The following is a 26,946-nucleotide window of genomic DNA, read 5'->3' on the forward strand; positions in this document are numbered from 1 at the left end:
CCGGGCAGGGGCACTGTATGGCCCTCTTCGTCGGCACGTCGGGATGGCAGTACCGAGACTGGTCGGGCGTCTTCTACCCGCCGGACCGGCCACAACGCCTGTGGCTGGAGGAGTACGCGCGGCACTTCCCCACGGTGGAGGTCAACAACGCCTTCTATCGGCTGCCCGCGCCCGAGACCTTCACGCGGTGGCGATCCCGCACTCCCCCAGGCTTCGTCATGGCCGTCAAGGCGAGCCGTTTCCTGACCCACGTCAAGCGTCTGCGCGAGCCGGAGGAACCGGTGCAACGCCTGATGACGAACGCCACCTTTCTGGGCGACCGGCTGGGTCCCGTCCTCCTCCAGCTGCCGCCGACGCTGCGGGCCGATGCGGCGGCGCTCGACGCCTGCCTGGCCTGCTTCCCCGCCGGCACGCGCGTCGCCGTCGAACCGCGCCACCCGTCCTGGTGGACCGCTGAGGTGCGCGCGGTCCTCGTGGACCGCGGCGCGGCCCTGTGCTGGGCCGACCGCGGCTCGCGGCCCGTCACACCGATGTGGCGGACAGCGGACTGGGCGTACGTGCGCTTCCACGAGGGCCGGGCCAGGCCGGCTCCCCGCTACGGTCGGACAGCCCTGCGCAGTTGGGCGGACCGCGTCGCGGAGACGTGGCCGCGGGGCGCGGACGTCTTCGCCTACTTCAACAACGACCCGGGCGGTGCAGCCGTGGTCGACGCGCAGGCGTTCCACCGTCTGCTGTCCAACCGGGTGAAGGGGTGACCGGTGGGCTACCGGGACCGCACGTATCGGCCGTCCCCGCCGGACCGCTCCCGCAGGCAGGGGTCGAGCCCTTCGGTGCGGACGACACGGGCAGCGCTTCCCGAGCGGGTGACCCACCGTGCCGGCGGCGCTCGCCCCTCCCTGCGGCTCCTCGCGAGCGGCCGCCGACGACAGCTCAGCGCCGCCGGGGCAGACGGTGGAGCGTCACGTCGTACGCCCTCCCGTCCTCGACCGTCAGCGTCATGAACGTGCAAGAGGGCTGGCGTCTGCGGTCCGTGGGCGAGCCCGGGTTGAGCAGGCGCAGACTCCCGGTGGTGGTGTCCCACGGGATGTGGCTGTGGCCGAAGACCAGGACGTCCACGTCGGGAAACCGTGCGGCGCAGCGCCGCTCCCGTCCGGCGGCCGCCCCGGTCTCATGCACGACCCCAAAGCGCACTCCTTCCAGGTCGGCGTAGGCGACCTCCGGGAGTCTGCGGCGCAGTTCCGGGCCGTCGTTGTTGCCGTACACGCCGATCAGCCGACGGGACCTGGACTCCAGCAGGTCGAGCGTGGCCTCGTCGATCCAGTCCCCGGCGTGGACGACGGCGTCGGCGTCGCCGACGGCGGCCATGAGGGCCGCCGGGAGAGACGCGGCGCGGACGGGGAGGTGGGTGTCCGACGTGAGCACGAGCCGCATGTGTCCCACCGTAGGGCGTGTCACCCGCGAGCGCCGCTGCGTACGCGGTCCGAGATGCGCGCCGGCGCTACACGGCCCGCGGGAGCCGCCGCCGGCGCACGGTCAGCACCGTCGGCAGATGGCTCCGCAAGGCGGCTCTGGCCGCGTTGGCCCCCGGGGCTCCGTGCACGCCGCCGCCGGGGTGGGCGGACGCCGACGCGAGGAAGAGCCCCTTGACGGGCGTTCCGGGGCGTCCGGTACCGGGAACGGGTCTGAACACGAGCTGCTGGTGCAAGGCGGCCGTGCCTCCGTTGAGGGCGCCGCCATGCAGGTTGGCGTCCATCGCCTCCATGGTGGGCGGTGCCAGGATCCTGCGGCGCAGAACGCGCGCGCGGAAGCCAGGGGCGTAGCGTTCGACGACCTCCTCCATGCGGTCGGCCATGGCTTCGCTCTCGCTGCCCTCCCAGCGCCCCGTCAGGCCCTGCCCGCCCGCGTCCCCCTTGATCCTGTGGGGCAGGTGCGTGTAGGCCCAGGCGGACTCCGTGCCCGCCGGGGAGCGGGACGGGTCGGCCGCGGTCATCTGCCCGAAGACGAGGAACGGGGCCTCGGGTACGAGTCCCATGGCGATCCGGGCGGCGAAGGATGTCAGGCCGTCGACGCCGTCCGCCAGGTGTACGGTGCCGGCGGTCGCCGCCTGTGGGGCCGTCCAGGGCACGCGGGAGTCCAGCGCCCAGTCCACCTTGAACGTGGCGAAGTCCCACTGGAACCGCCGCAGGCCGTTCAGGACGCTGCCGGGCAGGTGTTCCTCGGCGACCAGGGAGCCGTACAGCGCGGGTGCCGACACGTCGGCCAGGACGGCCCGCCGGGCCGCCACGCGCTCGTCGGCGGCCGTGCGTACGCCGACGGCCCGACCCCCGCGTACGACGACCTCGACGACCCGTGTGTCGCACCGGACCACGCCGCCCCGCCGCTCCAGCCGCCGTACCAGAGCGGCGGTGAGCTCGCCCGCGCCGCCCGTGGGGACGGGGAATCCGTGGTGCTGGCCGAGCATCGACATGAGCCACCCGTAGCCGCCGCTGCCGGCCGCCTCCGGGGGAAGGTCGGCGTGCAGGGCGTTGCCCGCGAGGAGAAGGGCCCCCGCCTCGGCACGGAACTCCTCCTCCCCCAGCCTTCGTACGGGCAGCAGCAGACGACGTACGAGCCCCATTCCCCCGGTGCGACGGACGCCCTCGAAGAGCCGGGCCGCGGAGATCAGCGGCGGGAAGGGCGTGAACAGGCCGCGCACGATGTCGGGACCGAGCCGGTCCCAGACCTTGCACAGGTCCGTCCAAGCGGCCCCGTCGCCCGGCGCGAACTCCTCCAGTCCCGCCGCGGTGTCGTGCGGCAGCCGGTCCAGCACCGCGCACCGGCCGTCGGCCAGCGGGTGGGCGAGAACACGTGGCGCATGGCTCCATACGAGGCCCTCACGGTCCAGGCCGAGGGAGGCGATGACGGGCGACGCTGCGGCCAGCGGGTAGAAGGCGCTGAACAGGTCGCTGACGTAGTCGGGGTGCACTCCGCGGTCACTGCGTACAGCGCCCCCCGGTGTGGGCTGTGCTTCCAGGACCTCCACGCTCCAGCCGGCGTCGGCGAGCAGGTTGGCGGCGACCAGCCCGTTGGGGCCGGCTCCGATCACGATCGCGTCGTGCATCGCGTCTCCCCTCGGCCTCAGACGCCTTCGTGCGCGGAAACCCGGGCGTCTTCTTCGACGACGTCGGCGAGCCGTCGCAGCATGTCGCGGTGGCGCAGCTGGATCAAGGCGTCGAAGGCGGCGTTGTGCAGGGCGCCGCCTATCCCGCGCAGCGGGTGCTCGTCCACGATGACCAAGGACTCCTCGCCCCAGGGGCGAACCTCGATCGCCACCCGGGCGGTGCCGAGGCGGCCGCTGTCGACTTCGAGTTCGAGTGTTCGCGGGGCGTCCACCCTGCGGACCACCGTGGTGCCCGAGACCGTCCACGGGCCGACTCGGACGGTGTACTCGAGAGCCGAGCCCAGTTCGGGCCACGGCCCCCGCACAGCCCGCGAGTCGCTCGTGCCGACCACCCAGTCCGAGTAGCGGGAGGCGTCGGCGAGGACACCCCACACCTGGGGCGGAGCGGCGTGGATCAGTCGGTGTCGTACGGCCATGATCACTCCCGGTGATGGAGGTACGGATCAGGGGTCCGCGTCGCCGCCTCGCGCGGCCCCCGGGGCGGCGGCGCCGGGTCCGAGGAGGCCGGTCGGCGACGGGAACGGCCGACCAAGGGCCCGCGGCCGCCCGAGCGCTCACGCCGGTCGTAACGGGTCATGCCCGGCGTCTGCCCACCCGGCGGACTCCTACACGGGGCACGCGGCTGGGACGGGGAGACGCCCCTTACATGGGGGCGATGGCTGGTGCCGCACCACGGGTACGGACGGCTGCGGGTGCGGGTGCGGGTACGGCTACGGCTACGGCTACGGCTGGGGCTGCGGCCACGGCGGCACGTGCAGACCGCGGCCCCCGACAGGTCGGGCCGGGTGAGGGCACCGTCGGCGAGGGCTGCGTCGACCGCCCCCTCCAGGGGGTCGAATGCGCCCGCTTCCGAAGCCGCCCCGCCGACAGCAGCCTGCGAGGGCTCGGGCCGTGCGCGGCGGTCAGACGCTCCGGGCACGGACGACCACCAACTCCTCCCACTGCTCGGCTTCGGCGGCCAGGCCCCGCTTCTCCAGCCAGGCCCGTCGTGATCGCAGTACGGGGCCCCAGGGCACCACGGACCTGGCCACGACCATCACTGCCAAGCCCTCCTTGCTCAGCCGGTCGACGGTTTCCTGGGCCCCGCACATACCCGAATGCACCATGAGCAGGACGCCGTCGGGACGCAGCAGCGCCGGAGCGCTCGCGCAGATCCGGTCGATGACTCCGCGCCCGTCCGGGCCGGCGTCCCAGGCCCGCTCGGGCCCCCGCGAGGGCAGGAGTCCCGGCGCCGGTACGTAGGGAGGATTCGAGATGACCAGATCGAAGCGCCTACCTGCGGTACGCGCCGCGAAATCGCCGTGCAGGACGCGCAGTGGCAGTCGTCCGCGTGCGGCGTTGAGCCGTGCGGTGAACACGGCGCGCCACGAGACGTCGACCGCCGTGACCGTGGCGCCCCTTCGCGCGGCTTGCAGGGCAAGTGCGCCCGTGCCCGTGCCGATCTCCAGCACGTCCGCACCGGGCGTCACATCCTCCTGGGCGAGGGCATGCGCGAGCAGGTGGGTGTCCGCCTGCGGTGAGTAGACGCCCGGAAGGGTCATGAGGTCTTCGGGCAGGGGGCCCAGGGGCAGAGCCGTACTGGCCACGGCATACCTCCGTGATGGGTGTGACCCGCAAGCGCGGGAAGTCGCTTCCTGCGGCTGCCCGCTGCGACTCGGGTCATTCCGAGTTCCGTCGCCGTGCCACCCCCACCATCCTGGAGGGCTGGCCCCGATCGCGCGCGCCGGGTGGCCGCGCGCGGGGCTCCTGCCCCGAGGGCGCCCGCCGTGAAAGCGGGAGTTCGATGTGCTTTCGATCGGCTGCGATCGGCACCACGGCGGCCATCACCGGGTGGGCGTGGTTCACGCTCTCGCCCGAAGGGGCTGTCACGTCGACCAAGTCCCTTTCAGCCACGTCGAGTTAAGCCGAGCCCCGTTGGGTCGAGGCGAGTTCAGCCGGCCTCACTCGGGTCGGCCTCAGTCCGACCGGCTCAGGTCCGACAGCCGCAAGGAACGCCCTGCCTGGCGCCACCGTCGTGCAGCACCTCCACGGCGGCACGTCCATGACCGGGAGGCCGCCTCCGGTCTCCGCGCCCCCTTGCCCGGGGCCGGGCAGACCGCTCCCGCTGCTGGTCAGGCGCCTGGTCATCACGTTCCGTATCACCGTCCGCCAGTCAGGTGGTTCTGGCGATTCGGGGGCGCCGCCTCCCTCGATTCCGCCGATTCATGGCATCTGATGAGCCGCGGCTCAAAAGTATGAAAATCAGGCCAACTCGAAGGAGCTCATCATGTCTCTGTCCACCTCGCTTCGCCTGCGCGGCGTCCGTACCGGTGCCACCGCGGCCGCCGCGGTGGCCGTCGCCGGAATCACCCTGGCCGGGGCGCCGGCCGCTCATGCCGCTCCCGGAGACAGCGGTGACCTCAACGTCCGTTCGGCGGGGTGGCATTCGCAGGGTCAGGACGGAGTCCAGGTCTGCGCGTTCACACTGGTCGCCAACAACTTCGAGTCGCTTCGGGCAGTCCCGTGGACGATCACGGCACAGCCGCCGACCACGCCCCCGGGTGACACCCTGGTCAGCACGCTGCCGCTGATCAACGGCGCGGCCCGCAGCGAGCGGTACCTGCTCCCGGAGGGCACGTACGAGCTGGTGTGGACGGTCCCGGCGGGCGCGAAGCACAGGACCTTCAAGGTCGACTGCGCCAGCCGCGCCTCGGGCCAGGGCGCCCAGCGCCCGGCGCGCCCGAGCAGCCCGAACGGCTCGGGCAGCTCGAACAGCTCGGGCAGCGGCTCGAACAGCCCGGCAGCGGAGATCGGCCCGGGCTCTGACTCCCGCCAGCCGTCCGGTGCGGTACCCGCGGGTGGCGGCGGCGTCGCGGACCTGGAGACCCTCAGCGCGGAGGGTGACTCGGGCATCGGCTCCACCGTCGGAACGACCGCCGGTATCGCGGCCGCCGTGGCGGCTCTGGTCATGGTCCGCCGGTCCTCGCTGCGCCGTGCCCGTAACAAGGCATAACACTCCCTGTCGGCCTCCGCGGCCACGGCGGCGGGGGCCGAGCCGAATGGTCCGTCTCGGCATGACACTGTCGGTGACCTTCGGCTTGCTGGGCGGCATCCTGTCGGCCTGCTCGGGGTCGTCCGAGGAGCTCGGGGCGGCGACTGCCGCCGTCCGCGCCGATGACGGAGCGGGCGGCGGCCCGCCCGCGTCGGCGCGGCAGACGGCGCCGGCGCCGCCCCTGGTGCGCTCACCGCCGATCAGCGTCGCCGTCCCCGTCATCTTCATCGAAGCCCGCATCCGTCCTCTGGGTCTGGATTCCCAGGGGCGGCTGGGGGCCCCGCCCCTGACCACGCCGATGATCGTGGGCTGGCACCGCCGGGGGCCCGCACCCGGCGAACTGGGCACAGCGGTCCTCGTCGGGCACCGCGACACCCTCACGGGACCGGCGATCTTCCTCAACCTCAAGGCGCTCCGCCGAGGGGACGCGGTCACGGTCACACGTGCCGACCACCAGGTCGCCGTCTTCTCCGTCGACGAGGTGAAGACGTACGCCAAGGACGCCTTTCCCAGCAACGAGGTCTACGGGCCCAGGGGTCGGGCGGAACTGAGGCTCATCACCTGCGGCGGGCGTTTCGACAAGAAGAGCGGTTACGCCGCCAACGTCGTCGTCTTCGCCCACCTGACCTCGTCGAGAACCCGGTCGGCCTGAACGGCGTCGGCTCCGGCGAACGGACCGGATGGCGTTCCCGCCGCAGTGGGGCGAGCCTGCACCCGGCTCCGCTCAGGCCGTCCGCGAAGCCGCCGCAGCTCTTCGCAGGCCGTCTCGAAGCGTCGCCCCTCCTCCCGGCGGCCCACGCGAGCGACCGGACAGCCCCCACCGTCTCGATGCGGTGCGGGCCGCCCGCCAAGGCGAAGACCGGTCGGACCGCACGCACCCGGCGAAACGTCAGCGCTTCGGGCGTGGCCCCCGTTCATGAGCGAGGAGCGGTCAGGGTGCCTTCCCCTTCTTGCGTAGGGCGCCGGGCTTGTGCACGGCGGAACGGCCGGTCTTGTCGCTCTCCACTTCGTACTGCGGTTCTTCTTTGGAGGCGTCGACCGTCCGCCCCGCGGCCTCGCTCCGGGCTGTGATCTTCTTCTTGATCTTTCCCGACACGTTCTGTCCATGGCTCTTCCACGACACCTTGTCGCCCTTGCCCAGGTCGTCCTTCTTCGCCATCACGTCTCCTCGTCGGGTCGCGGGGCCGCGAGGGGATGCCCCGGTCGAGCCGCGGGGCGGTTCGTCCGCCAGCCCCGGCCATCCCTGCGCGTTGCTGTGATGCGCCGTGCGGCGCATCTGGGCCTGCCCCGGTCGGCCTCCGGCCGCCGGGAACGTCGGGCTCGCCGCGATGCGGGCGCTCACCCGTCACGGAGCGCGTCGGCGCAGCCGGAGCAGCGCAAGTCCTCTTTGCCGGGTGGCACCCACGGCACGTCCGGGCCGTCGGGTTGGTCGGACAGGCGCTCCATGTCTGCTGCCGGCCTTCCGCACAGGGTGCGGTCGCCCGGGTCCACAGGCACGGCATGGACCGCCTCGATGCGTGCGATCGGATCACCAGGATCGACGTCCTCCGACATCTCCTCGCGTAGTTCCTGCACCACGATGATCTCCATGCCACCAGCTTCGGCTCCGACGCAGTCCCCCGCATCCCGGATCTGAGCGCGCTCACGGACAGGCCGCCCGCCCAGGAGGGCTCAGGGCAGTCGGCCGGGCGCGGATTCGTGGCACCCTGGTCCGCGGCTGCGGTGCGGTCCTGCGGGAAGAACGCCGCCGGGGAATGGGCTGGTCGAGTGTGGGGGCGTCCCCGATGGAGAGGATCAGCGGGTACGTCGCAGGGCCGGCGGGGTCCGGTCGCCGGTGAGGGCGGGCTGATGGGGCCGGTCGAGGCGCCCTCATCCGTCCGATGCCCCCGGAAGGCCACAGCCACGCGCGCTCCCGGAGTTCCGGGGCGGCCCGGGCTGCGTCAAGGACTGCCGGACGTCGTGGACCATGACCACGGCCCCGGCGTCGCCCCGTCCTGAGGTCGCACGGAGAGTGAGCCGAAGGTCAGAAGGCGTAGCGCACCCGCATCCATGGGGCTCGCTCCTCGATCAAGCGGGACAGCGTGTCGACGGCCTGCGCCTTGGTGGCGTTGCGGTAGCGCACGTTCCAGCTGCCGTTCTCGGAGCGCTTCGGCTGCTGGATGTCCTGGCGCCACAGCACATCCTCCGCGCGCGGGTGCCAGCCGAGATTGACCTGGTGCAGGTCCTGGTTGTGGGTGAGCAGGATGATCTCCGCCGCCGCCTGGTCCTTCACCCGCTGCGGGAGTACGTCGTCCATGGTCCGGAGCAGGTCGGCCCAGGCCTGTTCCCAGCCGGGGCGGATGACCACCGGCGAGAGGTTGAAGTGCACCTCGTACCCCGCGTCGAGGAAGTCCGCAGCGGCCGCGAGTCGGTCCGGGACCGGGCTGGTCCGGATGTCGAGGAGCCGGGAGTCGTCGGGCGGCATGACGGAGAACCGGATGCGGGTACGGCCCTGCGGGTCGAGCCGCAGCAGATCGGGGTTCACGAACTTGGTGGCGAACGACGCCTTGGCCGTGGGCCAGCGTCGGAACGCGCGGATCAGGTCGGCGGTGTTGTCACTGATGAGGTCGTCGACCGAGCAGTCGCCGTTCTCGCCGATGTCGTACACCCAGGCCTGCGCATCGCATTGGTTGGGTTCATCCTTGCGGCCCAGCCCCGCGATGTGACGACCCAGACTGCCCAGCACGCGCTCGACGTTGGTGAACACGGTGATGGGGTTCGCGAACCCCTTGCGCCTCGGGACATAGCAGTACGCACAAGCCATCGCGCAACCGTTGGAGAGGCCCGGGGCGATCCAGTCGGCCGAGCGTCCGTTGGGCCGGATCCCGAAAGACTTCCGCTCACCCAGGACCAGCGTCTCGCGCTTGAGTCTCACCCACCGCTCCACGTTTCCTTCGTTGCCGTGCAGGTGCGGAATGCGCCAGTGGGAGTCCGTACCGATGACACGGGCCTCGGGAAAGCGGGCGATGATCTGCCGTCCTCGCAGCGAATCCGCGGCGGCAGGCTCGGCGTAGATCTCCGTCACATGGAGCAGCCTGTGCGCCCGGGGCCCGTCGTGGAACCGCCGGCCGTCCGCGGCATCGCCCGGCGCCGCGGCGGCAGCCAGGTCGCCCATGCTGAACAAGCCGTCGGCGTCGTCCCCCGGCTCCCCCGGGTCTCCGGAACCCTGTCGCATCCACCCTCCACTGCCACGCACGCCGCCGATGTCCGCGCTGACCGGCCGGACCGAGCCGACTCGTGTACGCGTGGACTCAGCCTACGGAGGGGGACTGACAATCCGGTGATTTCGGCGGGGCGGTGGCCAGGTGAAGGCCGAGGACGCGCTGCGTGACACCGCGCGGGCGCTGACCCGGCTCTTCGATGTGACGGCCACCAAGGACTGGGCGAACTGCGCGGCGCGCGCCGACGTCACGGTCGACGGACGGGTGTTGGTGGAGCAGGTGCCGGTCGCCTAACTGCTCTTCCTGGAGAAGCAGCTGACGGACATCAACACCTTCGTCCGCAAGCTTCCGGTGCTGGACGCCGCCGAGTCCTGGACGCAGGACCCGTCGACCGACTCGTGGAAGACCGAGGGTTCCAGTGGAGGTTCGAGTCCTCCTCCCGGCACTTCCCGCCGGGATGGCCCAACCAGGCAGAGGCAGACCGCGGTCAATCTCAGACTATTGCTCCAGACTCAGCATGCGCCGCTCATCGCCGGATCGACCGGGCCCGGGCCCTGGTGCGTCGAAATGCCAGTTCGAATCTGGTCCGCCGAGCTCGATCGGCGGTGGTCCAAAGGCAGGACGCGACGCAATGACGAATGACCCGGGTCCTCAAGTGTGCCGGCGTGTGATGTGAGCGGCATCCACAGGGTCCGGGGGCAGGCTACGCCCTCGGACCCGCTCCTTTTGCCGGAGCCGGTCTGCGCGCTCCGCGCCGGGATCCGGGCGGGAGACGGTCGGCGGCAGGTGCCGCAGCGCGGGGTCGAGTGGAGCGTCCGGGAAAGCACGGGTGCGTACCGCGCTCGGCCGTCGGCGGCGATGCCCGCTCGCTGGTCGCCCAGGAATGGCGCCGACGCGAACCCGGGCGCGTCAGTCCACCGGTTCGTCGACGTCGGGGTTCTCGTGCTGCGTGTCGGCGTCGCCCCGACGTCCGGTTCCCGCCACGTCGGTCTCGGGCGCCGCGGAGTCGGGCCAGTCCGGTACGGGTATGGCCAGGGGGTCCTCTCCCTGCTCCGCCTGCTGGTTCTGCGGGTCGCGGGGGAGCGGCCCGTCCGCTCCTTCCGGCTCGTCGGGCTCGTAGCGCGCGTCTGGCTCGTGATCAGTGTGCGTCCCGTGATCAGCGTCCGTCTCGTGGCGCGCTTCCGTCTCATCGCGCCGATCCGTCCGCTCGGGCTCCTGCTGGGTACTCATGGGGCTTACCTTCCTCGGGTGGCGGTTCCTGGTGACGGAGCCGTGGTGACCGCTGTCGGGGCGGGCGTGGTGCCGTGCCCGTGCGCATGCCCGTCTCGGGCGGTAGAACGGCGAGATCACCGAGGCGGGGACGGGCGGGCGCCGTCGTCGGGCGGACGGCGCCCGGGCATCAGCTGGGCCAGGTTCCCGTCAGGCGCCGGACCGAGGTGGCCCCAGCGCGGTCGACGGCGGCCTTGACGAGGGCGAAGACCGCTCCTTGCAGGGCTGCCGCGAACAGGATCTCGCGCCAGGTGCGTTCCTCGTCCATCGCGTCCGGGGCGTCGTCGTCGTGCCCGGCCCACTTCCACATCTGGTTGAAGGCGGCGCGGGCCGCGAGGCCGCCGGCGAATCCGAACGCGAGGCCTATCGGACGGTAAGCGAGCTTGGCGGTCTTCATCGATGCCTCCGGCTCCGGCGCACGAGCAGGAGGACGCCGAGCGCGGCGACCCCTACGAGCAGCGGGGTCCGATAGGTCCGGGCTGCGGCCGCCCCGTGGCCGAGCTTGTCGGCGACGAGGTCCGGTGTCCGGTCGGCGGCGAGCTGCCCCGCGCGAGCAGCCGTGCTCCGCAGTTGCGCGGCTGCGTGCGCCGCCTTGTCCACAGCGGGGTCGGGGGTCTTGTCCTTGGCGAGCCGGGCTGCGTGCTCCGCGGTCTCGCGGAGCTGACCGGTGAGGGTGGCGGCCTTGGCGGCGGCATGCGTCCTGAGGTCGGCCGCCTTCTCCATGGCCTGGGCCCTCACGTCGGCCTTGGCCGCCAGGGCGTCCACGGTCTGTCCGAGCTTCTCGCGGGTGTGTGCGACCGTCTTGCGCAGTTCCTCGGGTCGCGGCGCGGATCTGTCGCTTCGGGGGTGCTGACTCATCGGTGTGCCTTCTCCTTGATCTCGCACGTTCGGCCTTGACGCTGACGATGGGTTACCCGGGGGGACCCGGTCAGAGGCGGGTTCGACGGCGGGTGTCGCCCGCTTGGCGCCTACCCCGTCACCGCCAGACCACCCGTTCTCCACCCGGATCGCGGTCCGGCCGGGTGGTCGGGGCCGAGGGGTGGACGCCGGCGAGGAGACGACCGGCCTCTCCCCCACCCCCCTGGCCCCGTGCCACCAAGGCTTCGGAGCCCACCCGGACACGCGGAGCGGCACAGAGGCGGTCGGCTGCCCCCGCGACCCCGACGCCGATCAGTCCGCGTCGCTTGCGATCTCCAGAGCCAGGGCCTGCAGGATCTGCTCGGTGGGCTCTCCGGACTCCGTCTGGTCGTACGCGTCGGCCACCGACTCGAAGGCGAGGATGAACCCGCGCACCAGAGCGCTGACCGGGCCCGTGAGCTGGGTGAGAACCGCCGCTCCGACTTCGACCGCGTCGTCGGTGTCGGGAACCAGGAACTGTGTCGGAATGACCTCACCGAGCAGGTCGGAGACGTAGTCCTGGGCGACTCCCCCGCGCAGGGCCGTGAGCGCCGCGATTGCCTTGAGCTGGATCTCACTCTCGGTCATACGACGAGCCTAGGCATTTCCGGCCGGCATCGAGGCGGCCACGCCGATCGACGGAACGCCTATCGGATGCGGAGCCTGCTTCGAGCCGGCGGACGACCCGCGCCGCCGCTCGGGCGGGCCGCGCGGGTAGCGTCCGAGGAACACGGCATGCCCGCCGGTACGAAGCACCAGCGGGTCTCGCCGGCCGCCCACCGCTCGAACCCCCGGCACGGCGAGGCCCACGACCGTGCCGCGGCGGAGGCCCACGGCTCCCGTCACGACCCGTGGATCAGGCGGGCAGGTGCGGGAGCAGGCGGTCAGGGGTCAGGGGCAGGTCCCGCAGGCGTACGCCCACCGCGTGGTGCACGGCGTTCGCGATCGCGGCCGCCGTCCCCACGATGCCGATCTCCCCCATCCCCTTGCTGCCCATGGGGTTGAGATGGGGATCCTCCTCGTCGAGCCAGTGCGCTTCGAGCGTCGGTACGTCGGCGCAGACGGGGACGTGGTAGGAGGCCAGGTCCCGTTCCGCGAAGTCCCCGAAGGCGCGGTCCAGGGTGCTGCTCTCGGTCAGCGCCATGCCCAGCCCCATGGTCATGCCGCCGATGAGCTGCGAGCGCCCGGTGCGCCGGCTGAGTACCCGGCCGACCGCGAAGACCCCGAGCAGGCGGCTGACCCGCACCTCCCCCGTCACGGTGTCCACGTCGACCTCCGCGAACTGCGCACCGAACGCGTGACGTGCGTACGGGGACTCCCGGCCGGCCTCCTCGGCGGTGTCCGCCCGGGCGGTGAGTCCTTCGGGCGGAAGCGGGCCGGAGTGCGCGCGCACCATGTCGGCCAGGACCGTGCAGGCCTTGTGGACGGCCCACCCCCAGGAGGAGGTGCCCGACGAGCCGCCCGCCAGCGGAGCGGTCGGCAGGGCGCTGCTCCCGAGTTCCACGCGTACCGAGGCCGGCGGGACGGCGAGTGCCTCGGCGGCGATCTGGGCGAGGACGGTCCGGGCCCCCGTTCCGATGTCGGTGGCGGCGACCCGTACGACGTGTGCGCCGTCCGGCGCGGCGTGCGCGGAGGCCGACGAGGGGCTCAGGAGGTAGGGGTAGGTCGACGCGGCCACTCCGGTGCCGGTCAGTCGGTCGCCGGCCCGTCGTACTCCTGGCCGGGGGTCGCGGCCCTCCCAGCCGAAGAGCCGCGCACCCTCCCGCAGGCATTCCGTGAGGCCCCTGCTGCTGAACGGCCTGCCGCTGTCGGGCTCGGTGTCGGGTTCGTTGCGCAGCCGGAGTTCGACCGGGTCGACGCCCGAGGCGACGGCGAGTTCGTCCATGGCCGCTTCGAGGGCGTACATGCCGGAAGCCTCGCCCGGGGCCCGCATCCACGAGGGCGTCGGCACGTCCAGGGCCACCACGTGGTGGCTCGTCCGGCTGTGGGGCGAGGTGTACATGATGCGGGTTGGAACGGCCGCCTGCTCGACGAACTCCTTGACCGTGGAGGTCTGGGTGACGACCTCGTGGGCGAGGGCGCTGATCACGCCGTCGGCGTTCGCGCCGATGCGGACCCGCTGGACCGTGGGGGCCCGGTGGCCGACGACCGCGGCGAGTTCGCGGCGCGGGAAGACCAGCTTCACGGGCCGCCCGAGCTGCAGGGCGGCCATCGAGGCGAGGACGGCCTGGGGCCGCGGGGTGCCCTTGGAGCCGAAGCCGCCGCCGACGTACGCGGAGACGACCGTGACGCGGTGTCCCGGCATCTGGAACAGCCGTGCGAGGACGTCTCGTACCTTCGTGGCCCCCTGACTGGAGTCGTGCACGGTCAGCGCGTCGTCCTCCCACCACGCGGTGGCGGCGTGCGGCTCCATCGGGTGGTTGTGCTGGGCGGTCATGGTGTACGTGGCATCGACGCGCACGGCCGACGTGGCGAAGACCGCGTCGAAGTCCCCGCGCTCGCGCAGCGCGGGATGGCCGCCGTTGGCCTCCTCGGGTGCGTAGAGGCCGGGATGGCCGGCGGGCGGGCCGGGGTCGTGGTCCTCGGTGGCGTACTCGATCCGCAGGTCGTCGGCGGCGGCGCGGGCGTTCTCCGGGGTGTCGGCGACCACGAGGGCGACGTACCAGCCCCGGTGCGGTACGCGATCATTCTGGAGCAGTGCCAGCGTCGGGTCCTCGGCATCGCCGAGGCGGGGCGCGTTCGTGTGGCTGAGGACGGCGTGGACGCCTGGCCGTCGCAGGATCTCGTCGGCGTGGACAGCGGTCACCGTGCCCCGTGCGACCGTGGCGGGCACGGGGACGGCGTGGAGGCAGCCGGGCGGGGTGTGCTCGGCGGCGTAGCGCGCCGCGCCGGTCACCTTCTCCCCGGCGTCACGACGGACGTCGGGGTCACGACGGACGGCGGCACCTTCGTCGGGCGCGCTGGAGGCCTGGGGCGGGGAGTTCGTGGGCATGACGGTGGCCGGCTCCTCAGTGGCGGGACGCGAGATCGGTGAGCACGCGGACGGCGAGACGGCGGGCGAGCGGCACCTTGAAGGCGTTGTCGCGCAACGGGTCGGCCGCGGCGAGCTCGGCGTCGGCGGCGCGGGCGCAGGTCTCTTCCGTGGGGGGCGCTCCCAGCAGGACCTCCTCGGCAGCGCGGGCCCGCCACGGTGCGTGCGCGACCCCGCCGAAGGCGAGGGCGACGTGACGGACGACTCCCTCCTCGACGGTGAGGGCCGCGGCGACGGAGACGAGCGCGAAGGCGTACGAGGCGCGGTCGCGGGCCTTCCGGTAGGCGCTGTGCGTTCCGGCGGGCGGCGGGAGCGTCACCGCCGTGACGAGTTCACCGGGCCGGAGGACGGTGTCGTGCTCCGGCGTGTCACCGGGCAGCCGGTGGAACTCGGTGAGGGGTACGGTGCGCTCCCCGTCGAGGCTGAGGAGGTTCACCCGGGCGTCGAGGGCGGCGAGCGCGACCGCCATGTCCGAGGGGTGGGTGGCGACGCACCGCGCGGAATGGCCGAGCACCGCCAGGTCCCGGTGGACGCCCTCTCGGGCGGGGCAGCCCGTGCCCGGCGCACGCTTGTTGCAGGGCTTCGAGGTGTCCTGGAAGTACAGGCAGCGGGTGCGCTGGAGCAGGTTGCCACCGGTGGTGGCGGCGTTGCGCAGCTGTGTGGTGGCTCCTGCGAGGAGCGCCTGCGACAGTGCGGTGTAGCGGGTCCGTACGAGCGGATGCACAGCCAGGTCGCTGTTGCGGACGGTCGCGCCGATGCGCAGGCCGCCGTCCGGGGTCTCGTCGATGCCGTCCAGCGGCAGCCGGCTGATGTCGACGAGGAACGACGGGTCGGCCACTCCGAGCTTCATGAGGTCGACGAGGTTGGTGCCGCCGGCGATGTAGCGGGCGCCGGGGTGTGCTGCGTACGCGGCGAGGGCCTCGTCGGCACCGTGGGCGCGGAGGTATCCGAAGGGCTTCACGAGGCGACCTCCTGGATGGCGTCCACGATGTTCGCGTAGGCGCCGCACCGGCAGAGGTTGCCGCTCATCCGCTCCCGGATCTCCTCCGGGGTGAGGAGCCCGGGATCGCCGCCGACCGGGCGGTCCGGTGGTGTGACGTGGGAGGGGTGCCCCGCGGCGGCTTCGTCCAGCATGGCCACGGCAGAGCAGATCTGGCCCGGTGTGCAGTAGCCGCACTGCAGGGCGTCTCGGGAGACGAACGCCTCCTGAAGGGGGTGGAGACGGTCGGGGCGCGCGAGACCCTCGATCGTGGTGACGGGTTCGTCGCAGGTGACGGCGAGCATCAGACAGCTGTTCATCCGCCGGCCGCCCACGAGCACGGTGCAGGCGCCGCACTGGCCGTGGTCGCAGCCCTTCTTCGCTCCGGTGAGGTCCAGGTGCTCGCGCAGGGTGTCCAGGAGGGTCGTGCGGTTGTCGAGCCGCAGCTCGTGCGTGTTCCCGTTGATCCGGAGCGAGACCCGCGACGTGGTGTCGGGGTTTCTCGTCTCCGTCCCGCGTTCAGGGTCGGTCCGGTTCCCACGGGTCGCTCCGGAATCGTCCACGGTGCTCGCTCCTCCGACGGCGATCGGGGTCACCTGCTGGCCGTCGTCTCCCTCCCCGACTTCCCCGGCTTCCCCGCATTCTTCGCCGTGAGTCCCCCTTGTCCGCCGAACGGCGCAGAGGGCCGCCCGGACCGGCCCACACGTGAGCCAGGGGATCCGGGAACCCGACCGGGCCTAGGTCGGGGGCCGCGGCAGACGACGCCGCTCGCGCGCCGATCGGCCCTCGTCGCGCATCCGGCGCCCTTCGTCCCGCAGGGACGGATCCTGCAGGGCCTTGCCCTCGGACTCCTTCATCAGCCCCCGGACCTGCATGTACGCGGCTTTCACGACACCCATCGGTTACTGCCTTTCGGGCTCGGCTCCTGGGGCGGGCTTGCCCCTCAGGAGTGACACCAATTGATCGCTTTGTACGGTTTGCCCATGTCCTGGCGACGGAAACGTGCAGAGCCGGTACGGCGGGCGTCCGCAGGGAGCCACACCCTCGACGGGGACGCCCACGCCCCTCCACGGGCGTGCCGCAGCAGGGGACGCCGCCTCCGCTGCCCTGCCGGCTTCCGACACATGTCTCGCAGGACCGTTTGGGACACGTCGGTGGCGGCTAGGCGCAGGGCATGGTGCGTTCGGACGAGCACTGTCGACCGCGCGCAGTTCGTACGCTCCTCCTGCGACTACCAGGAGATGAACGTCATGACCGGTCCCAGCAACCCCGACCCGGGCCCCGACCCCCGCGAACTCTCCGAAAGCGAAACCCGGCCGGGCACGACACCACCCGCGGAATCGGGTACGAGCACGGGCACCGGCCCGTACCGCCCGCCGCGGCGCGGCTGGGCGACAGGCCCCCTCGTGATCATCTGGGCGATGGTCATCCTGTTCGCCCTGTTCTTCCTCGTGTACGCGATCATTCTCGCCACCGACTGACCCGGCCGCCGGCACGTGGGAAACCGGAGGCCGGGGCGACGCCGACCGTGACAGGTGCCTGCCGTACGACAGGCCGGACACCTGCTTTGTGTGGGCGCCGATGAGGGGGGCAGACGCGTCCCGAAACGCGACGGAGCGGGGAGCGGGGAGCGACACCATGCCGGAGGACCTGTGGACCTACAGTGCGACGTGTGGCCATCTGCCGGCAACCGATCTGACCGGATGGGACGTCGAGGCGACCGACGGCCCCGTCGGGCCGGTCACCGAGCACGCCGACGACGCGGGTGAGGCGCACCTGGTCGTCGACGCCGGCGCATGGATCTTCGGCGAGGTGCTCATTCCCGCCGGCGGGGTCGCGGAGGTCGACACGGAGCGGCGCGTCCTGCGGCTGACTCTGACCAGGGAGCAGGTGAAGGACGCGCCGCAGTTCCTCTCCGACCGGCATCTCGCCGACCCTCAGTACCGGGAGGACGTCGCGGCCTACTACCGGCTGGCTGTCGCATCGTGTGAGGGCAGCGCCGGAGCCTCCTGACGCTCGACGCGCGGGGGCCCGTCGGATCGGGGCAGGGGCCCAACGGTGGCCTGGTCGTCGCGTGACCGCCTGGCGGACGACCTCCGCCTCGTCGCGTTCCCGGAGTTCCCGGAGTTCCCGGAGTTCCCGGCGCAGCGTGGCAGACGTCGGAGATGCGTGTCGCGACGGAAGAACAGGGAAGCGGACCCGTAGGCACCCATTCGGTGCCCCGACGGGAGGAGTGATCATGGCACAGAACAAGCCGCTCAAGGCACGCGACATCATGACACCGGGCACCCAGTGCGTCGGTCAGCACGAGTCCCTGCAGGATGCGGCGCGGATGATGCGCGACATGCAGGTGGGGGCGCTGCCCATCTGCGGTGACGACGACCGGCTGATGGGCATGGTCACCGACCGCGACATCGTCGTTGAGTGTGTGGCCGTCGGTGACGACCCGGCCCAGGTCGAGTGCGGCTCCCTCGGCGGTGAGCTGCACTGGATCGACGCGGACGCGTCGGCGACGGACGCCCTGCACGTCATGGAGGAGAACCAGGTGAAGCGACTGCCGGTGATCGACGTGCAGGACGGACACCGTCTCTGCGGGATGATCTCGGAGGCCAACCTCGCCCAGAACCTCTCCGACCAGCAGATCGCCGAGTTCGCGAACAAGGTGTACGCGGGCGCCCACTGAGGACCCGCCTCTCAGGCCGACGCGCGGCGGACGACGAGGAGACCCGCGTCCCGCCGCCGCCGGTGGGCGCTCGTGCACCCGAGAGACCGACCAGGCACCGCGGCGCTCGACCCGTCCCGAGGAGGTCCACGTGTCCCAGGCCGCCGAGTCTCTGTACGCCCGCGTCAGGCAAGAGGTGTCCGCCCGTGAGGAACGGCTCTGGGAGGTGAGCCTCGCGCTGCATCGGCAACCGGAGACCGCCTACGAGGAGCACCGGGCGGCACGGCTGCTGGCGGGCGAACTCGAACGGGACGGCTTCGAGGTGGAGCGCGGGGTGGCCGACCTGCCGACCGCGTTCCTGGCCCGCACGGGCTCGGGGAGCGGGTCGGGTGGTGGGCCCTGTGTCGCCCTGCTGATGGAGTACGACGCGCTGCCGCTCCTCGGCCATGCCTGCGGACACAATCTGATCGCCGCGGCGGGCCTCGGTGCGGCGCTCGCCGCGCGGGCCGCGCTCGGCGAGGTCCAGGGGGCACTGCTGGCGGTCGGAACGCCCGCGGAGGAGCGCGGCGGCGGCAAGGTCGCGGCCGTGGCGGCGGGGCTCTTCGAAGGCGTGGACGCGGCGCTGATGTTCCATCCGGGGGTCCACGACTGGACATGGGCGCCGCTGACGGCCAGCGCGCAGGTCCGGGTGGGTTTCCACGGTCGCGCCGCGCACCCCACCGGGCGCCCTACGGAGGGAATCGACGCGCTGGGGGCGCTGATCCAGCTCTTCAACACGCTCGGCGTCCTGGCCAAGCGGCTTCCCGCGGGATCACACGTCCACGGCATCGTGACGGACGGCGGGCGGGCCACGAACATCGTCCCCGAGTACGCGGAGGGTCTGTTCGGGCTGCGTGGGGCGACGGCATCCGCACTGGAGGAGCTGGTGGAGGAGTTGCGTTCCTGCGCGCTGGGCGTGGCGTCGGCCACGCGTACCAGGGCGGAGGTGACCGACGTGGGCGGGCGGTACGAGCACTTCCGTGACAACGAGGTGCTCTCGGGTCTGTTCGCCGAGCACCTGGACCGGGCGGGCATCCGGTTGTCGGAGCCCGAGCCCGGCGTGTACCTGGGATCGTCCGACTTCGGGAACGTCAGCACGCGGGTGCCGGGGATCCACCCGTGGGTCGCCATCATGGGGTCCGACGGGTCCGACCACACGCCCGAGTTCGCGGAGGCGGCGGCCGGGCCCCGTGCGCGGCGGGTGATGGCGGCCGCGGCGGAGGCGCTCGCGTGCACGGCTGTCGATGTGCTCACGCGTCCGGAGGTACGGGAGCGGGCATGGGAGCTGCTGAGGGCGAAGGCAGCCGCGGGACGGTGAGCGGGCGCGGGTGGCCGCGCCGGGACCCGGTCCCCGGTCCCGGTCACGTCCGCGCCGGGACCTGTCCCCGGTCGCCGGCCACGTCGGCCCCACTCCCCCGGCTACTCCTCGACGGCCACGCGTACGGTCTTGACCTCGGTGTCGGCCGCGTCCGGCACGACCATGCCGGCGTCCACGCCCTCCCGGAGATAGCGCAGGACCCCGGCGTCGAGTCGCTCTCCCGGCAGCGCGGCCGGGATGCCGGGCGGGTAGGGCGTCAGCATCTCGGCGCTGACGCGGCCGACGGCCTGCTCCCACGGCACCTGCTCGGCCCGCCCGAAGAAGGCGTCGCGCGGCAGCATGGCCTGTTCCAGTCGCAGCTCCTCCGGGCCGGGTACGTGCAGCCGGGGTGCCGGGCGGAGCTCGTGGACATGCTCGACGACATCGGTCAGTGCGGTGATCAGCGCCTCGGCGCTGTCGGCGTCGTCAGCGTGGGTGAGCTGTGCGCTGGTGCGGCGGTGATCGGACAGATGCAGGTTGATGTGGTGGTGGGAGCGGATCCAGTCGGCGATCCGGTAGCCGCTGGTGCCGAGTGCGCTGATGTCGACGATGACCTGGAGAGGGTCGAGGTCGGCGGCACGGGTGGGACCGCAGAAGTCGTCCCGCCCGTGGACGCGGAGCCCGTCGATCTCCGCGATCCGTGCCCGTACGGACTTGGCGAGGGCGAGCGCGTCGTCGTAGAGGGCGTGCCCGTGCTGGACCATCTGGCGGCGCCAGCCGTCGAGGGCCGCGTAGACGAGCACGGACGGGCTCGTCGTTCCCAGCAGGTCTTCGCGGTTCTTGAGCACCTCGGGTCGGATCAGATCACCCTGGAGGTGGAAGACCGAGCTCTGCTCCAGCCCTGATCCCATCTTGTGCACCGAGGTGACACAGACGTCCGCCCCGGCGTCCATGGCCCAGGTCGGCAGGTGGGGGTGGAAGGGCAGGTGGGCGCCCCATGCCTCGTCGACGATGAGGGGCACGCCGTGTTCATGGCAGGCCTCGGCGATGCCTGCGAGGTCGGAGCAGGTGCCGTACGGAGTCGGCGAGGTGACCAGGGCTCCCCTCGCGTCGGGGTGCTCGGCGAGGGCGGCGCGGAAGGCTTCCGCGGACGGTGGATGGGCGAGGTGGCGCTCCGGGTCCCACTGGGGATCGACCCAGATCGGCACGATGCCGGCGAGGACGAGCCCCGACACCACCGCCTTGTGCGCGTCCCGCCCCACGAGCAGCTTCTCGTACGGTCCCGCCACGGACAGCATGGCGGCCTTGACCGAGAGCGAGCTGCCGCAGGTGGAGAAGAACGTGTGCTGCGCGCCGACGGCGTCCGCCATCAGCTCCTGGGCCTCGGCGATCACGCCCTTGGACGAGGTCCGGTCGTCCAGGCCGCTGACGGCGAGGACGTCGGACCGGAACACGCTGTCGCCGAGGACCGCCCGGACACGGGGGTCCGCACCCTTTCCCTGCTTGTGGCCGGGCGGGGTGAAGGGTGTCTGGTTCTCCGCGTGGTACGCGACCAGCGCGTCGAGCACGGGTGCCTTTGAATGGTCCATGGAATTGCGGCTTCCCCTGAACAGGGCGGAAACACCTTCGTCAGCCGCCCGCGCCCGGTCCGGGGCCCGCGCCGCCGGGGAGGAGCATCGGTTCCGCCGCGGCTCAGCCGAGCAGCCACCGTTGCATCCACTCCGCGGCGGCGCGCCGGAAGAGCCGCCGGTTGTCGGCACGCCGGAAGTCGTGGCCCTCGTCGCGCAGCATCAGGAGTTCCGCCACCAGGCCTCGCGCGCGTGCGGCACCGACGATCTGCTCGGACTCACCGGGCGGGACGTTCGTGTCGTGCTCGCCGTGCACCGCGAGCAAGGGCACGCGCAGCTCGTCGACGCGGCTCATGGGCGACAGCGCACGCAGCAGTGCGCCGTCCCGCTCGGGATGGCCGTACTTGTGGGCGGCGGATTCCGCGAGCCAGGGCTCGGTTCCGGCGAAGAACGTGGCGAAGTCCGACATCCCGCACACCGTGATGCCGGTACGGAAGAGGTGCGGGTGCCATACGAGTGAGGCCAGGGTGAGGTAGCCACCGTACGAGTGCCCCATCACGGCCAGCCGCTGCGGATCGGCGAGTCCTGACGCGACCGCGTGGGTCGCGCAGTCGGCGACGTCGTCGATCGCGGCGAAACGCCCTTCGCCCAGGTCGGCGTCGACGAAGGAGCGGCCCCAGCCGGAGGAGCCGCGGACGTCGGGGGCGAAGACGTCCATGCCCCGGCCGAGCAGTTCCTGGTAGAGCGGGTCGAAGACCGGTCGTTCCTGTTCCTCCGGGCCGCCGTGCAGATGGACGACGCACGGCGCCGGCTCGCCGGGGGACCTGCCGGGGGCACGGTGGTACCAGCCCCCGAGGAGCAGCCCGTCGCGCGCGGTGGCCCGCAGAGGTACGGGCGGTACGGGCGGAAGCCCCCGGGGTACGGAGGCGGCGTCGCCTGCCGACCACGGTGTACGCGCGGGCGGCGCCGCAGCCGGAACGGACCACACACCGGGGCGTCGCCGGGAGCCCGAGAGGGCGACCACCATGCCGTCCGGCCCCGCGGCCGCCACCCGGGTGACCACCTCGTGCGCCAGCGGCACCTCGCGCGGCGCGGGCGGCGCACTCCCTTCAGCCGTCAGCGGGAGGGTCTCGAGCACGCTCGTCCCTCCGTCGTTCCACGCCAGGGCCGCGCGCCGGTCGCCCTCCACGAACGTGAGGAGTTCGAGATCGCACCCGTCGCGTGCGGCCACCACGGTCAGGTCCTTCCGCTCGTCGGCGCCGTCGAGACGGAGCGCGAGCAGCGCCGCGAACTCCCGCTCGTGGTTGCTGCGCAGCCAGACCGTGCGGCCGTCGGCCGAGAAGCGGCCGATCCACGGATCCCCGTCGGCGACCGGCAGCGCGCACGTCGGGGTCTGGTCCGCCGCGCGGACGACCACGCCTTCGCGCCTCGCCCGGGGTCCGCGGCGCAGCAGGGCCAGACGCCCGTCCTGGCTGATGTCGCACACGCGCAGCGTCGCCGCCCCGGTCTCGTCCGCGAGGAGCCGGGGCGCCGTCGTTCCCGCGGGATCGACGAGGTACGCCGTGAGCCGGTCACGGACCGGCGCGGGCGTCCCGTCGGCCGCCCCGGCCGGAGGCACGCCGTCGAGGAGGGTCGCGTGCCCGTCGCGTTCCGTCCAGCCGGCGGAACGGCCGGTGACGGTCGCCGAGCCGGTCCTCTCACCGACCGGCTCGGCGACCGTCACCGCGAGAGCCGAGCCGTCACGGGCCCAGCACCCCAGGTAGGCCGAGCTTCCCGGTTCCGCGCCCGCCAGGACCCTGCGGTCCGAGCCGTCGGGGCGGACGCAGAGCACGCGCGTGTGACCGCTCCCGCCGGGGGCCACGGTGTACGCGATCCATTCGCCGCTCGGGGACCAGGAGACCTCCGTGACGTGATCCGGACCGGTGTCGAGGAGGTGGGCCTCGTCGCTTCCCAGCGGCCCGACCCAGAGCTGTGGGGCGCCGTCGCGGTCGCAGACGAACGCCACCTGTTCGCCCCGCGGATCGGGGGAGGGATACCAGCAGGCGTGGGCCACCCTCGGCCGTGGGGTGTCCCGCGGGCCGGCGGCGTCGGCGACCGGCGCCGCCACGGGAGCCGCCGCGGGGCGGCCCGTCGTCGCGGCGGGGGCCGTCGTCGCGGACCGGTCCGTCAGTCGATTCCGTGCGTCTGCAGCCATGTCTCCAACAACGCTACTTGCCACAGGGCGTTCGCCCCTCGGTTCGTGCGGTGGTCGTCGGGGGCCGCCAGCAGCGAAGCCACGTACTCGTCGCGGAAGAGGCCGCGTGCCCGCGCCTCCGGCGCGGCCAGGGATTCCCGTACCCGTTCGAGCACCGGACCCGCCATGTGGCGGATGGCCGGCACGGGAAAGTAGCCCTTGGGACGGTCGACGATGCTGTGCGGGAGCACGGTGCGCCCGGCCTGCTTGAGCACGCCCTTGCCGCCGTCCGAGAGCTTCAGTTCGGGCGGGCAGGCGGCCGCCAGCTCGACCAGCTCGTGGTCGAGGAAGGGCACCCGCGCCTCCAGGCCCCAGTCCATGGTCATGTTGTCGACCCGCTTGACCGGATCGTCCACCAGCATGACGTGGGTGTCGAGCCGGAGTGCCGCGTCCAGCGCGGTCTCGGCACCCGGGGCGGCCATGTGCGTGTGGACGAACTCGGCGGACGCGTCGTGGTCGGGCAGCATGTGCGGTTGCAGGATCTTCGCGAGGTCGGCGTGGGAGCGGTCGAAGTAGATCTCCTCGTACCTCCGGGGCTCCTCCGCCCGCTCGGCGTCCGCCAGCGCGGGGTACCAGTGGTAGCCGGCGAACACCTCGTCGGCCCCCTGGCCGGTCTGTACGACGCTGATCTCCTTGGAGACGAGTTCCGAGAGCAGGTGGAAGGCGACGACGTCGTGGCTCATCATCGGCTCGCTCATGGCGGCGATCGCACCGCCGAGGGCGGTGGAGACCCGGTCCGACGGCACCATCAGCTGGTGGTGGTCCGTGTCGAAGAGCCGCGAGACCTGGTCGGAGTAGGCGAACTCGTCACCCTCCTCGCCCGCCTCCGACTCGAATCCCACGCTGAACGTCGCCAGGTCGTGCTGCCCCGCCTCGGCCAGCAGGGCCACGATGAGGCTGGAGTCGAGGCCGCCCGACAGCAGGACACCTACGGGCACGTCGGCCACCGTCCGTCTCCGTACGGCCGTCCGGAGCGCGGCGAGGACGGCGTCCCGCCAATCGGCGGGCCCCATCCCGGCGAACTCGCCCTGGCGCGTGTACGAGGGCTGCCAGTAGCGGTGGTCGCGCCACGTCCCGTCCCGTTCCACGACACGGACGGTCGCAGGCGGGAGCTTGCGCACTCCCGCCAGGACGGTGCGTGGTGCGGCGACCGTGGCGTGCCAGCTCATGTACTGGTGTATCGCCACCGGGTCGAGCGAGGTGTCCACCCCGCCGCCCGCGAGCAGGGCCGGGAGCGTAGAGGCGAAGCGCAGTCTGCCGGGCAGTTCGGCCAGGTAGAGAGGCTTGATGCCCAGCCGGTCACGTGCGAGCACGAGCCTGCCCGTGTCGTGCTCCACCAGGGCCACCGCGAACATGCCGATGAGGTGCTGGACGAAGTCGGTGCCCCACTGCCGATAGGACTTGATCACCACCTCGGTGTCGGACGTGGTGAGGAAGTGGTGGCCCAGCCGGCCCAGTTCCTCGCGCAGTTGCCGGTAGTTGTAGATGCACCCGTTGAAGACACAGGTCATCAGTGCCTCACTGTCCGTCATCGGCTGAGCCCCGCGCTCCGAAAGGTCGATGATCTTCAGGCGCCGATGGCCCAGGGCGACGGCTCCCTGGGACCACATGCCCCGGCCGTCCGGGCCGCGGGCCGCCATCCGGTCGGTCATGCGCTCGACCGCCGCCAGATCGGGCCGCCCCTCGTCGAAGCGGATCTCACCGCTCAGGCCGCACACCCTGCACCTCCCCGTCGGGCGGCCCCCCGGGCGTGTCCCGGGGCCACCCGGGGTGGCGTGCGGAGTGCGCGGGTCCGCATGGGTCCTGTTCTCGTCGACATGTCGTCCGACATCAGCATGATGAGTGCTCTCCTCGATACGCCGACCGATGGCAGGGGGCAGCCGGTTCGCGACAGTCGGGACCGGCGGCCCTGGTGCCCGGTGGGCGGTTCGTGTGTGAGTGGTTCGCGTGATGCGCTCCGCGTGGTCGCCCGTGCCGGTGAGTCACCTCCAGTAGGCCTTCGCCGGCATGCCCTCCGTTCGGGAGGGGGTCGCCCCGCGCCGTCGGCCGAGCGGCGTGCGGCCGCGGTTCTCGCCCCGGGTCTCGGCCAGGAGCAGGTCCACGGCGGAGAGCAGGTCGTCCTCGGACGCCGCTCGGCGGAGGCGGTGGGCGGCGCTCCCCCGGGCCAGGGCCTCCTCGGCCAGGCCGAGAACCAGGTCCCAGTCCCCGTGCGCCTCCAGGGTCGGGCGCAGTCGTCGGAGCACGCGGCGTACGACGTCGGGGGCGGGTGCGGGCTCGTGGGTGGCGGGGTCGATCAGGTCGCCTTCCAGGCCGGATCGCGCGGCCCGCCAGGTCGCCGTGCGGAGCCATTCGTGCCGGTCGTCGCAGCGGGCGTCGCGGTCTGCCTCTGCCTGGGCGCAGGCGTCGACGACGAGTGCCCGGAACAGTGCCGCGATCAGCACCACGGTCTCGACGCGCGGGCAGGCGTCGCAGATGCGCAGTTCGAGCGTCTGCAGATGAGCGGAGGGGCGGATGTCGTAGTAGATCATCCCGGGGTCGCTGATGACGCCGCTGACGATCAGCTCCTCGACCGCGGCGTCGTACTCCTCAGCGCTCGTGAAGCATCCGGCCGGTCCGGAGGTGGGCCAGCGCTGCCAGATCATGGTGCGCCAGCTCGCGTAGCCCGTGTCCGCCCCGAGCCAGTAGGGGGAGCTGGCGGACAGCGCCAGAAGGGGCGGAAGCCACGGGTTGATCGCGCAGAGTGCCCGTACGGCGGTGTCCCGGTCGGGGACGTCCACGTGGACTTGGGCGCCGCAGATCAGCTGTTCGTCCGCGACGCGCCGGTACTCCTCCCTCATGGCGTGGTACCGGGGATCGTCGGTCGCCGGTACGACTCCGAGTCGCGCGATGGGGGCCGCCCCCGCCGCCATGACCGCGAGGCCCTGGGCGGAGGCGGCCGCGTTCAGGCGCCTCCGCGACGCGGTGAGGTCCGCGTAGAGCTCGTCGAGACGCGCGTGCACCCCGCTGTTCGACTCGACGACCGACTGGGGGAACTCCTGCGTGTAGGCGCTGCTGTGCCGGGAGAGCCGGCCCAGTACGGCGTCGGCCCGGGGCGTCAGCGCGCCACTCTCGACGTCGATGACGTGGAATTCTTCTTCGACACCTATTCGGACGACCACTGCGTCTCCTGTGCGAGTTCGACGATCTTCGGGTGGGCTGATCTCTCCGATCGGCGTCCCTCTGCCCCTCGATGGGCCTGACGTGCGGCTTCCCCCTCGGGACGAATCCAAGCATGACTCGCTCATCTGTCACGCACGATGCTCGTTCGAGCACTCGCGGCGGTGGTGCGCCCTTCTGTCATGCCGGTACGCCACGGAGGTCGGTGGAAGGACGCGGTGATCCGGCGCTCCGGGCGCCCCCGCACCGGCCTTCGCGTCACGGGAGCCGTGGGCGTCGGCAGCGACCTCCGGCCCGCCGTCCACGGGCTGCCCGTCCCGCCCGGCGGCCGACGCCCGGGCGGGAGACCCTGGAACAGGAACTGGGACACCGGACACGGGCCCGGGCAGAGCCTCGGGCGACGGCACGCGAGACGCGGGTTTGA

26 protein-coding genes and 1 pseudogene are annotated in these 26,946 nt (G+C 72.4%); 8 read left to right on the forward strand and 19 right to left on the reverse strand.

Going from position 1 to position 26,946, the window contains the following annotated elements:
- Nucleotides 1-17 precede the first annotated feature (17 nt).
- Nucleotides 18-755 carry a DUF72 domain-containing protein gene (locus ACIP84_RS00750; protein ID WP_401792886.1) on the forward strand — a complete coding sequence of 246 codons (738 nt, stop codon included), beginning with the start codon at nucleotides 18-20 and terminating at the stop codon, nucleotides 753-755.
- 175 nt (nucleotides 756-930) lie between these two features.
- On the opposite strand, the gene ACIP84_RS00755 is transcribed toward ACIP84_RS00750, so the two are convergent.
- From ACIP84_RS00755 to ACIP84_RS00770, 4 genes are all read right to left on the reverse strand, one after another.
- The gene (locus ACIP84_RS00755) at nucleotides 931-1,431 is read right to left on the reverse strand and encodes a metallophosphoesterase family protein (RefSeq protein WP_401792889.1); all 501 of its coding nucleotides are present in this window, start codon (nucleotides 1,429-1,431) and stop codon (nucleotides 931-933) included.
- A gap of 67 nt (nucleotides 1,432-1,498) precedes the next feature.
- The gene (locus tag ACIP84_RS00760) at nucleotides 1,499-3,100 is read right to left on the reverse strand and encodes a phytoene desaturase family protein (RefSeq protein ID WP_401792892.1); all 1,602 of its coding nucleotides are present in this window, start codon (nucleotides 3,098-3,100) and stop codon (nucleotides 1,499-1,501) included.
- Between the two features lie 17 nt (nucleotides 3,101-3,117).
- Entirely contained in the window at nucleotides 3,118-3,576 is a 459-nt protein-coding gene (locus ACIP84_RS00765; RefSeq protein ID WP_401792894.1) for an SRPBCC family protein, read from the reverse strand.
- Between the two features lie 486 nt (nucleotides 3,577-4,062).
- A complete protein-coding gene (locus ACIP84_RS00770; RefSeq protein WP_401795583.1) occupies nucleotides 4,063-4,701 on the reverse strand; it encodes a HemK2/MTQ2 family protein methyltransferase in 639 nt (212 codons plus the stop codon).
- Nucleotides 4,702-5,426: 725 nt separating this feature from the next.
- Between ACIP84_RS00770 and ACIP84_RS00775 the strand changes: the two genes are divergently transcribed.
- Complete coding sequence (locus tag ACIP84_RS00775) at nucleotides 5,427-6,152, forward strand: hypothetical protein (protein ID WP_401792897.1); 726 nt, start codon at nucleotides 5,427-5,429, stop codon at nucleotides 6,150-6,152.
- Nucleotides 6,153-6,213: 61 nt separating this feature from the next.
- Nucleotides 6,214-6,843 (forward strand): class F sortase, encoded by a 630-nt coding sequence (locus ACIP84_RS00780; RefSeq protein ID WP_401792899.1) that lies wholly within the window; start codon nucleotides 6,214-6,216, stop codon nucleotides 6,841-6,843.
- Nucleotides 6,844-7,122: 279 nt separating this feature from the next.
- Here ACIP84_RS00780 and ACIP84_RS00785 read toward each other — a convergent pair whose 3' ends face one another.
- From ACIP84_RS00785 to ACIP84_RS00795, 3 genes are all read right to left on the reverse strand, one after another.
- On the reverse strand, nucleotides 7,123-7,350 hold the full coding sequence (locus ACIP84_RS00785) for a DUF2945 domain-containing protein (protein ID WP_401792901.1): 228 nt from the start codon (nucleotides 7,348-7,350) through the stop codon (nucleotides 7,123-7,125).
- A gap of 179 nt (nucleotides 7,351-7,529) precedes the next feature.
- Nucleotides 7,530-7,781 carry a hypothetical protein gene (locus ACIP84_RS00790; protein ID WP_355962198.1) on the reverse strand — a complete coding sequence of 84 codons (252 nt, stop codon included), beginning with the start codon at nucleotides 7,779-7,781 and terminating at the stop codon, nucleotides 7,530-7,532.
- Between the two features lie 433 nt (nucleotides 7,782-8,214).
- Nucleotides 8,215-9,405, reverse strand: a complete 1,191-nt coding sequence (locus ACIP84_RS00795) for a spore photoproduct lyase family protein (protein ID WP_401792904.1) — start codon at nucleotides 9,403-9,405, stop codon at nucleotides 8,215-8,217.
- A 127-nt stretch (nucleotides 9,406-9,532) separates the two neighbouring features.
- Between ACIP84_RS00795 and ACIP84_RS00800 the strand changes: the two are divergent.
- Nucleotides 9,533-9,802: pseudogene (locus ACIP84_RS00800) on the forward strand (hypothetical protein); the annotation flags it as partial.
- A 498-nt stretch (nucleotides 9,803-10,300) separates the two neighbouring features.
- On the opposite strand, the gene ACIP84_RS00805 reads toward ACIP84_RS00800, so the two are convergent.
- The 8 genes from ACIP84_RS00805 to ACIP84_RS00840 all read right to left on the reverse strand — a co-directional run bounded on the left by ACIP84_RS00805 (nucleotide 10,301) and on the right by ACIP84_RS00840 (nucleotide 16,466).
- Entirely contained in the window at nucleotides 10,301-10,621 is a 321-nt protein-coding gene (locus tag ACIP84_RS00805) for a hypothetical protein (RefSeq protein ID WP_401792907.1), read from the reverse strand.
- Between the two features lie 169 nt (nucleotides 10,622-10,790).
- Complete coding sequence (locus ACIP84_RS00810) at nucleotides 10,791-11,057, reverse strand: DUF4235 domain-containing protein (RefSeq protein WP_355962204.1); 267 nt, start codon at nucleotides 11,055-11,057, stop codon at nucleotides 10,791-10,793.
- On the reverse strand, nucleotides 11,054-11,518 hold the full coding sequence (locus tag ACIP84_RS00815; protein WP_401792910.1) for a DUF3618 domain-containing protein: 465 nt from the start codon (nucleotides 11,516-11,518) through the stop codon (nucleotides 11,054-11,056). Before ACIP84_RS00815 ends, ACIP84_RS00810 begins: the two co-directional genes overlap by 4 nt.
- A gap of 312 nt (nucleotides 11,519-11,830) precedes the next feature.
- Entirely contained in the window at nucleotides 11,831-12,145 is a 315-nt protein-coding gene (locus ACIP84_RS00820) for a hypothetical protein (RefSeq protein WP_355962208.1), read from the reverse strand.
- A 268-nt stretch (nucleotides 12,146-12,413) separates the two neighbouring features.
- Nucleotides 12,414-14,549: a xanthine dehydrogenase family protein molybdopterin-binding subunit gene (locus ACIP84_RS00825; RefSeq protein ID WP_401792913.1), complete on the reverse strand. Its 2,136-nt coding sequence runs from the start codon at nucleotides 14,547-14,549 to the stop codon at nucleotides 12,414-12,416.
- A gap of 16 nt (nucleotides 14,550-14,565) precedes the next feature.
- Nucleotides 14,566-15,549 carry an FAD binding domain-containing protein gene (locus ACIP84_RS00830; RefSeq protein WP_401792916.1) on the reverse strand — a complete coding sequence of 328 codons (984 nt, stop codon included), beginning with the start codon at nucleotides 15,547-15,549 and terminating at the stop codon, nucleotides 14,566-14,568.
- On the reverse strand, nucleotides 15,546-16,130 hold the full coding sequence (locus ACIP84_RS00835) for a 2Fe-2S iron-sulfur cluster-binding protein (RefSeq protein WP_401792918.1): 585 nt from the start codon (nucleotides 16,128-16,130) through the stop codon (nucleotides 15,546-15,548). The genes ACIP84_RS00830 and ACIP84_RS00835 overlap by 4 nt, the downstream gene beginning before the upstream one ends.
- A gap of 174 nt (nucleotides 16,131-16,304) precedes the next feature.
- On the reverse strand, nucleotides 16,305-16,466 hold the full coding sequence (locus ACIP84_RS00840) for a hypothetical protein (protein ID WP_355962216.1): 162 nt from the start codon (nucleotides 16,464-16,466) through the stop codon (nucleotides 16,305-16,307).
- A gap of 351 nt (nucleotides 16,467-16,817) precedes the next feature.
- Between ACIP84_RS00840 and ACIP84_RS00845 the strand changes: the two genes are divergently transcribed.
- The 4 genes from ACIP84_RS00845 (at nucleotide 16,818) to ACIP84_RS00860 (ending at nucleotide 19,586) form a co-directional block, all read left to right on the forward strand.
- The gene (locus ACIP84_RS00845; protein ID WP_355962218.1) at nucleotides 16,818-17,048 is read left to right on the forward strand and encodes a DUF6480 family protein; all 231 of its coding nucleotides are present in this window, start codon (nucleotides 16,818-16,820) and stop codon (nucleotides 17,046-17,048) included.
- Nucleotides 17,049-17,205: 157 nt separating this feature from the next.
- The gene (locus ACIP84_RS00850; protein ID WP_401792922.1) at nucleotides 17,206-17,580 is read left to right on the forward strand and encodes a PRC-barrel domain containing protein; all 375 of its coding nucleotides are present in this window, start codon (nucleotides 17,206-17,208) and stop codon (nucleotides 17,578-17,580) included.
- 226 nt (nucleotides 17,581-17,806) lie between these two features.
- Nucleotides 17,807-18,250 carry a CBS domain-containing protein gene (locus tag ACIP84_RS00855; protein WP_355962223.1) on the forward strand — a complete coding sequence of 148 codons (444 nt, stop codon included), beginning with the start codon at nucleotides 17,807-17,809 and terminating at the stop codon, nucleotides 18,248-18,250.
- 130 nt (nucleotides 18,251-18,380) lie between these two features.
- Nucleotides 18,381-19,586, forward strand: coding sequence for an amidohydrolase (locus ACIP84_RS00860; RefSeq protein ID WP_401792925.1), 1,206 nt, complete (start codon nucleotides 18,381-18,383; stop codon nucleotides 19,584-19,586).
- A 101-nt stretch (nucleotides 19,587-19,687) separates the two neighbouring features.
- On the opposite strand, the gene ACIP84_RS00865 is transcribed toward ACIP84_RS00860, so the two are convergent.
- The 4 genes from ACIP84_RS00865 to ACIP84_RS00880 form a co-directional block, all read right to left on the reverse strand.
- Entirely contained in the window at nucleotides 19,688-21,154 is a 1,467-nt protein-coding gene (locus ACIP84_RS00865; protein WP_355962227.1) for an ornithine decarboxylase, read from the reverse strand.
- A gap of 103 nt (nucleotides 21,155-21,257) precedes the next feature.
- Nucleotides 21,258-23,327 (reverse strand): S9 family peptidase, encoded by a 2,070-nt coding sequence (locus ACIP84_RS00870; RefSeq protein ID WP_401792927.1) that lies wholly within the window; start codon nucleotides 23,325-23,327, stop codon nucleotides 21,258-21,260.
- Entirely contained in the window at nucleotides 23,300-25,084 is a 1,785-nt protein-coding gene (locus ACIP84_RS00875; protein ID WP_401792929.1) for an N-acetylglutaminylglutamine amidotransferase, read from the reverse strand. The genes ACIP84_RS00870 and ACIP84_RS00875 overlap by 28 nt, the downstream gene beginning before the upstream one ends.
- A 264-nt stretch (nucleotides 25,085-25,348) precedes the next feature.
- Entirely contained in the window at nucleotides 25,349-26,524 is a 1,176-nt protein-coding gene (locus ACIP84_RS00880; protein ID WP_401792930.1) for a glutamate--cysteine ligase, read from the reverse strand.
- Nucleotides 26,525-26,946 lie beyond the last annotated feature (422 nt).

It is taken from the genome of Streptomyces sp. NPDC088707, assembly GCF_044752725.1.
Lineage (GTDB): Bacteria > Actinomycetota > Actinomycetes > Streptomycetales > Streptomycetaceae > Streptomyces.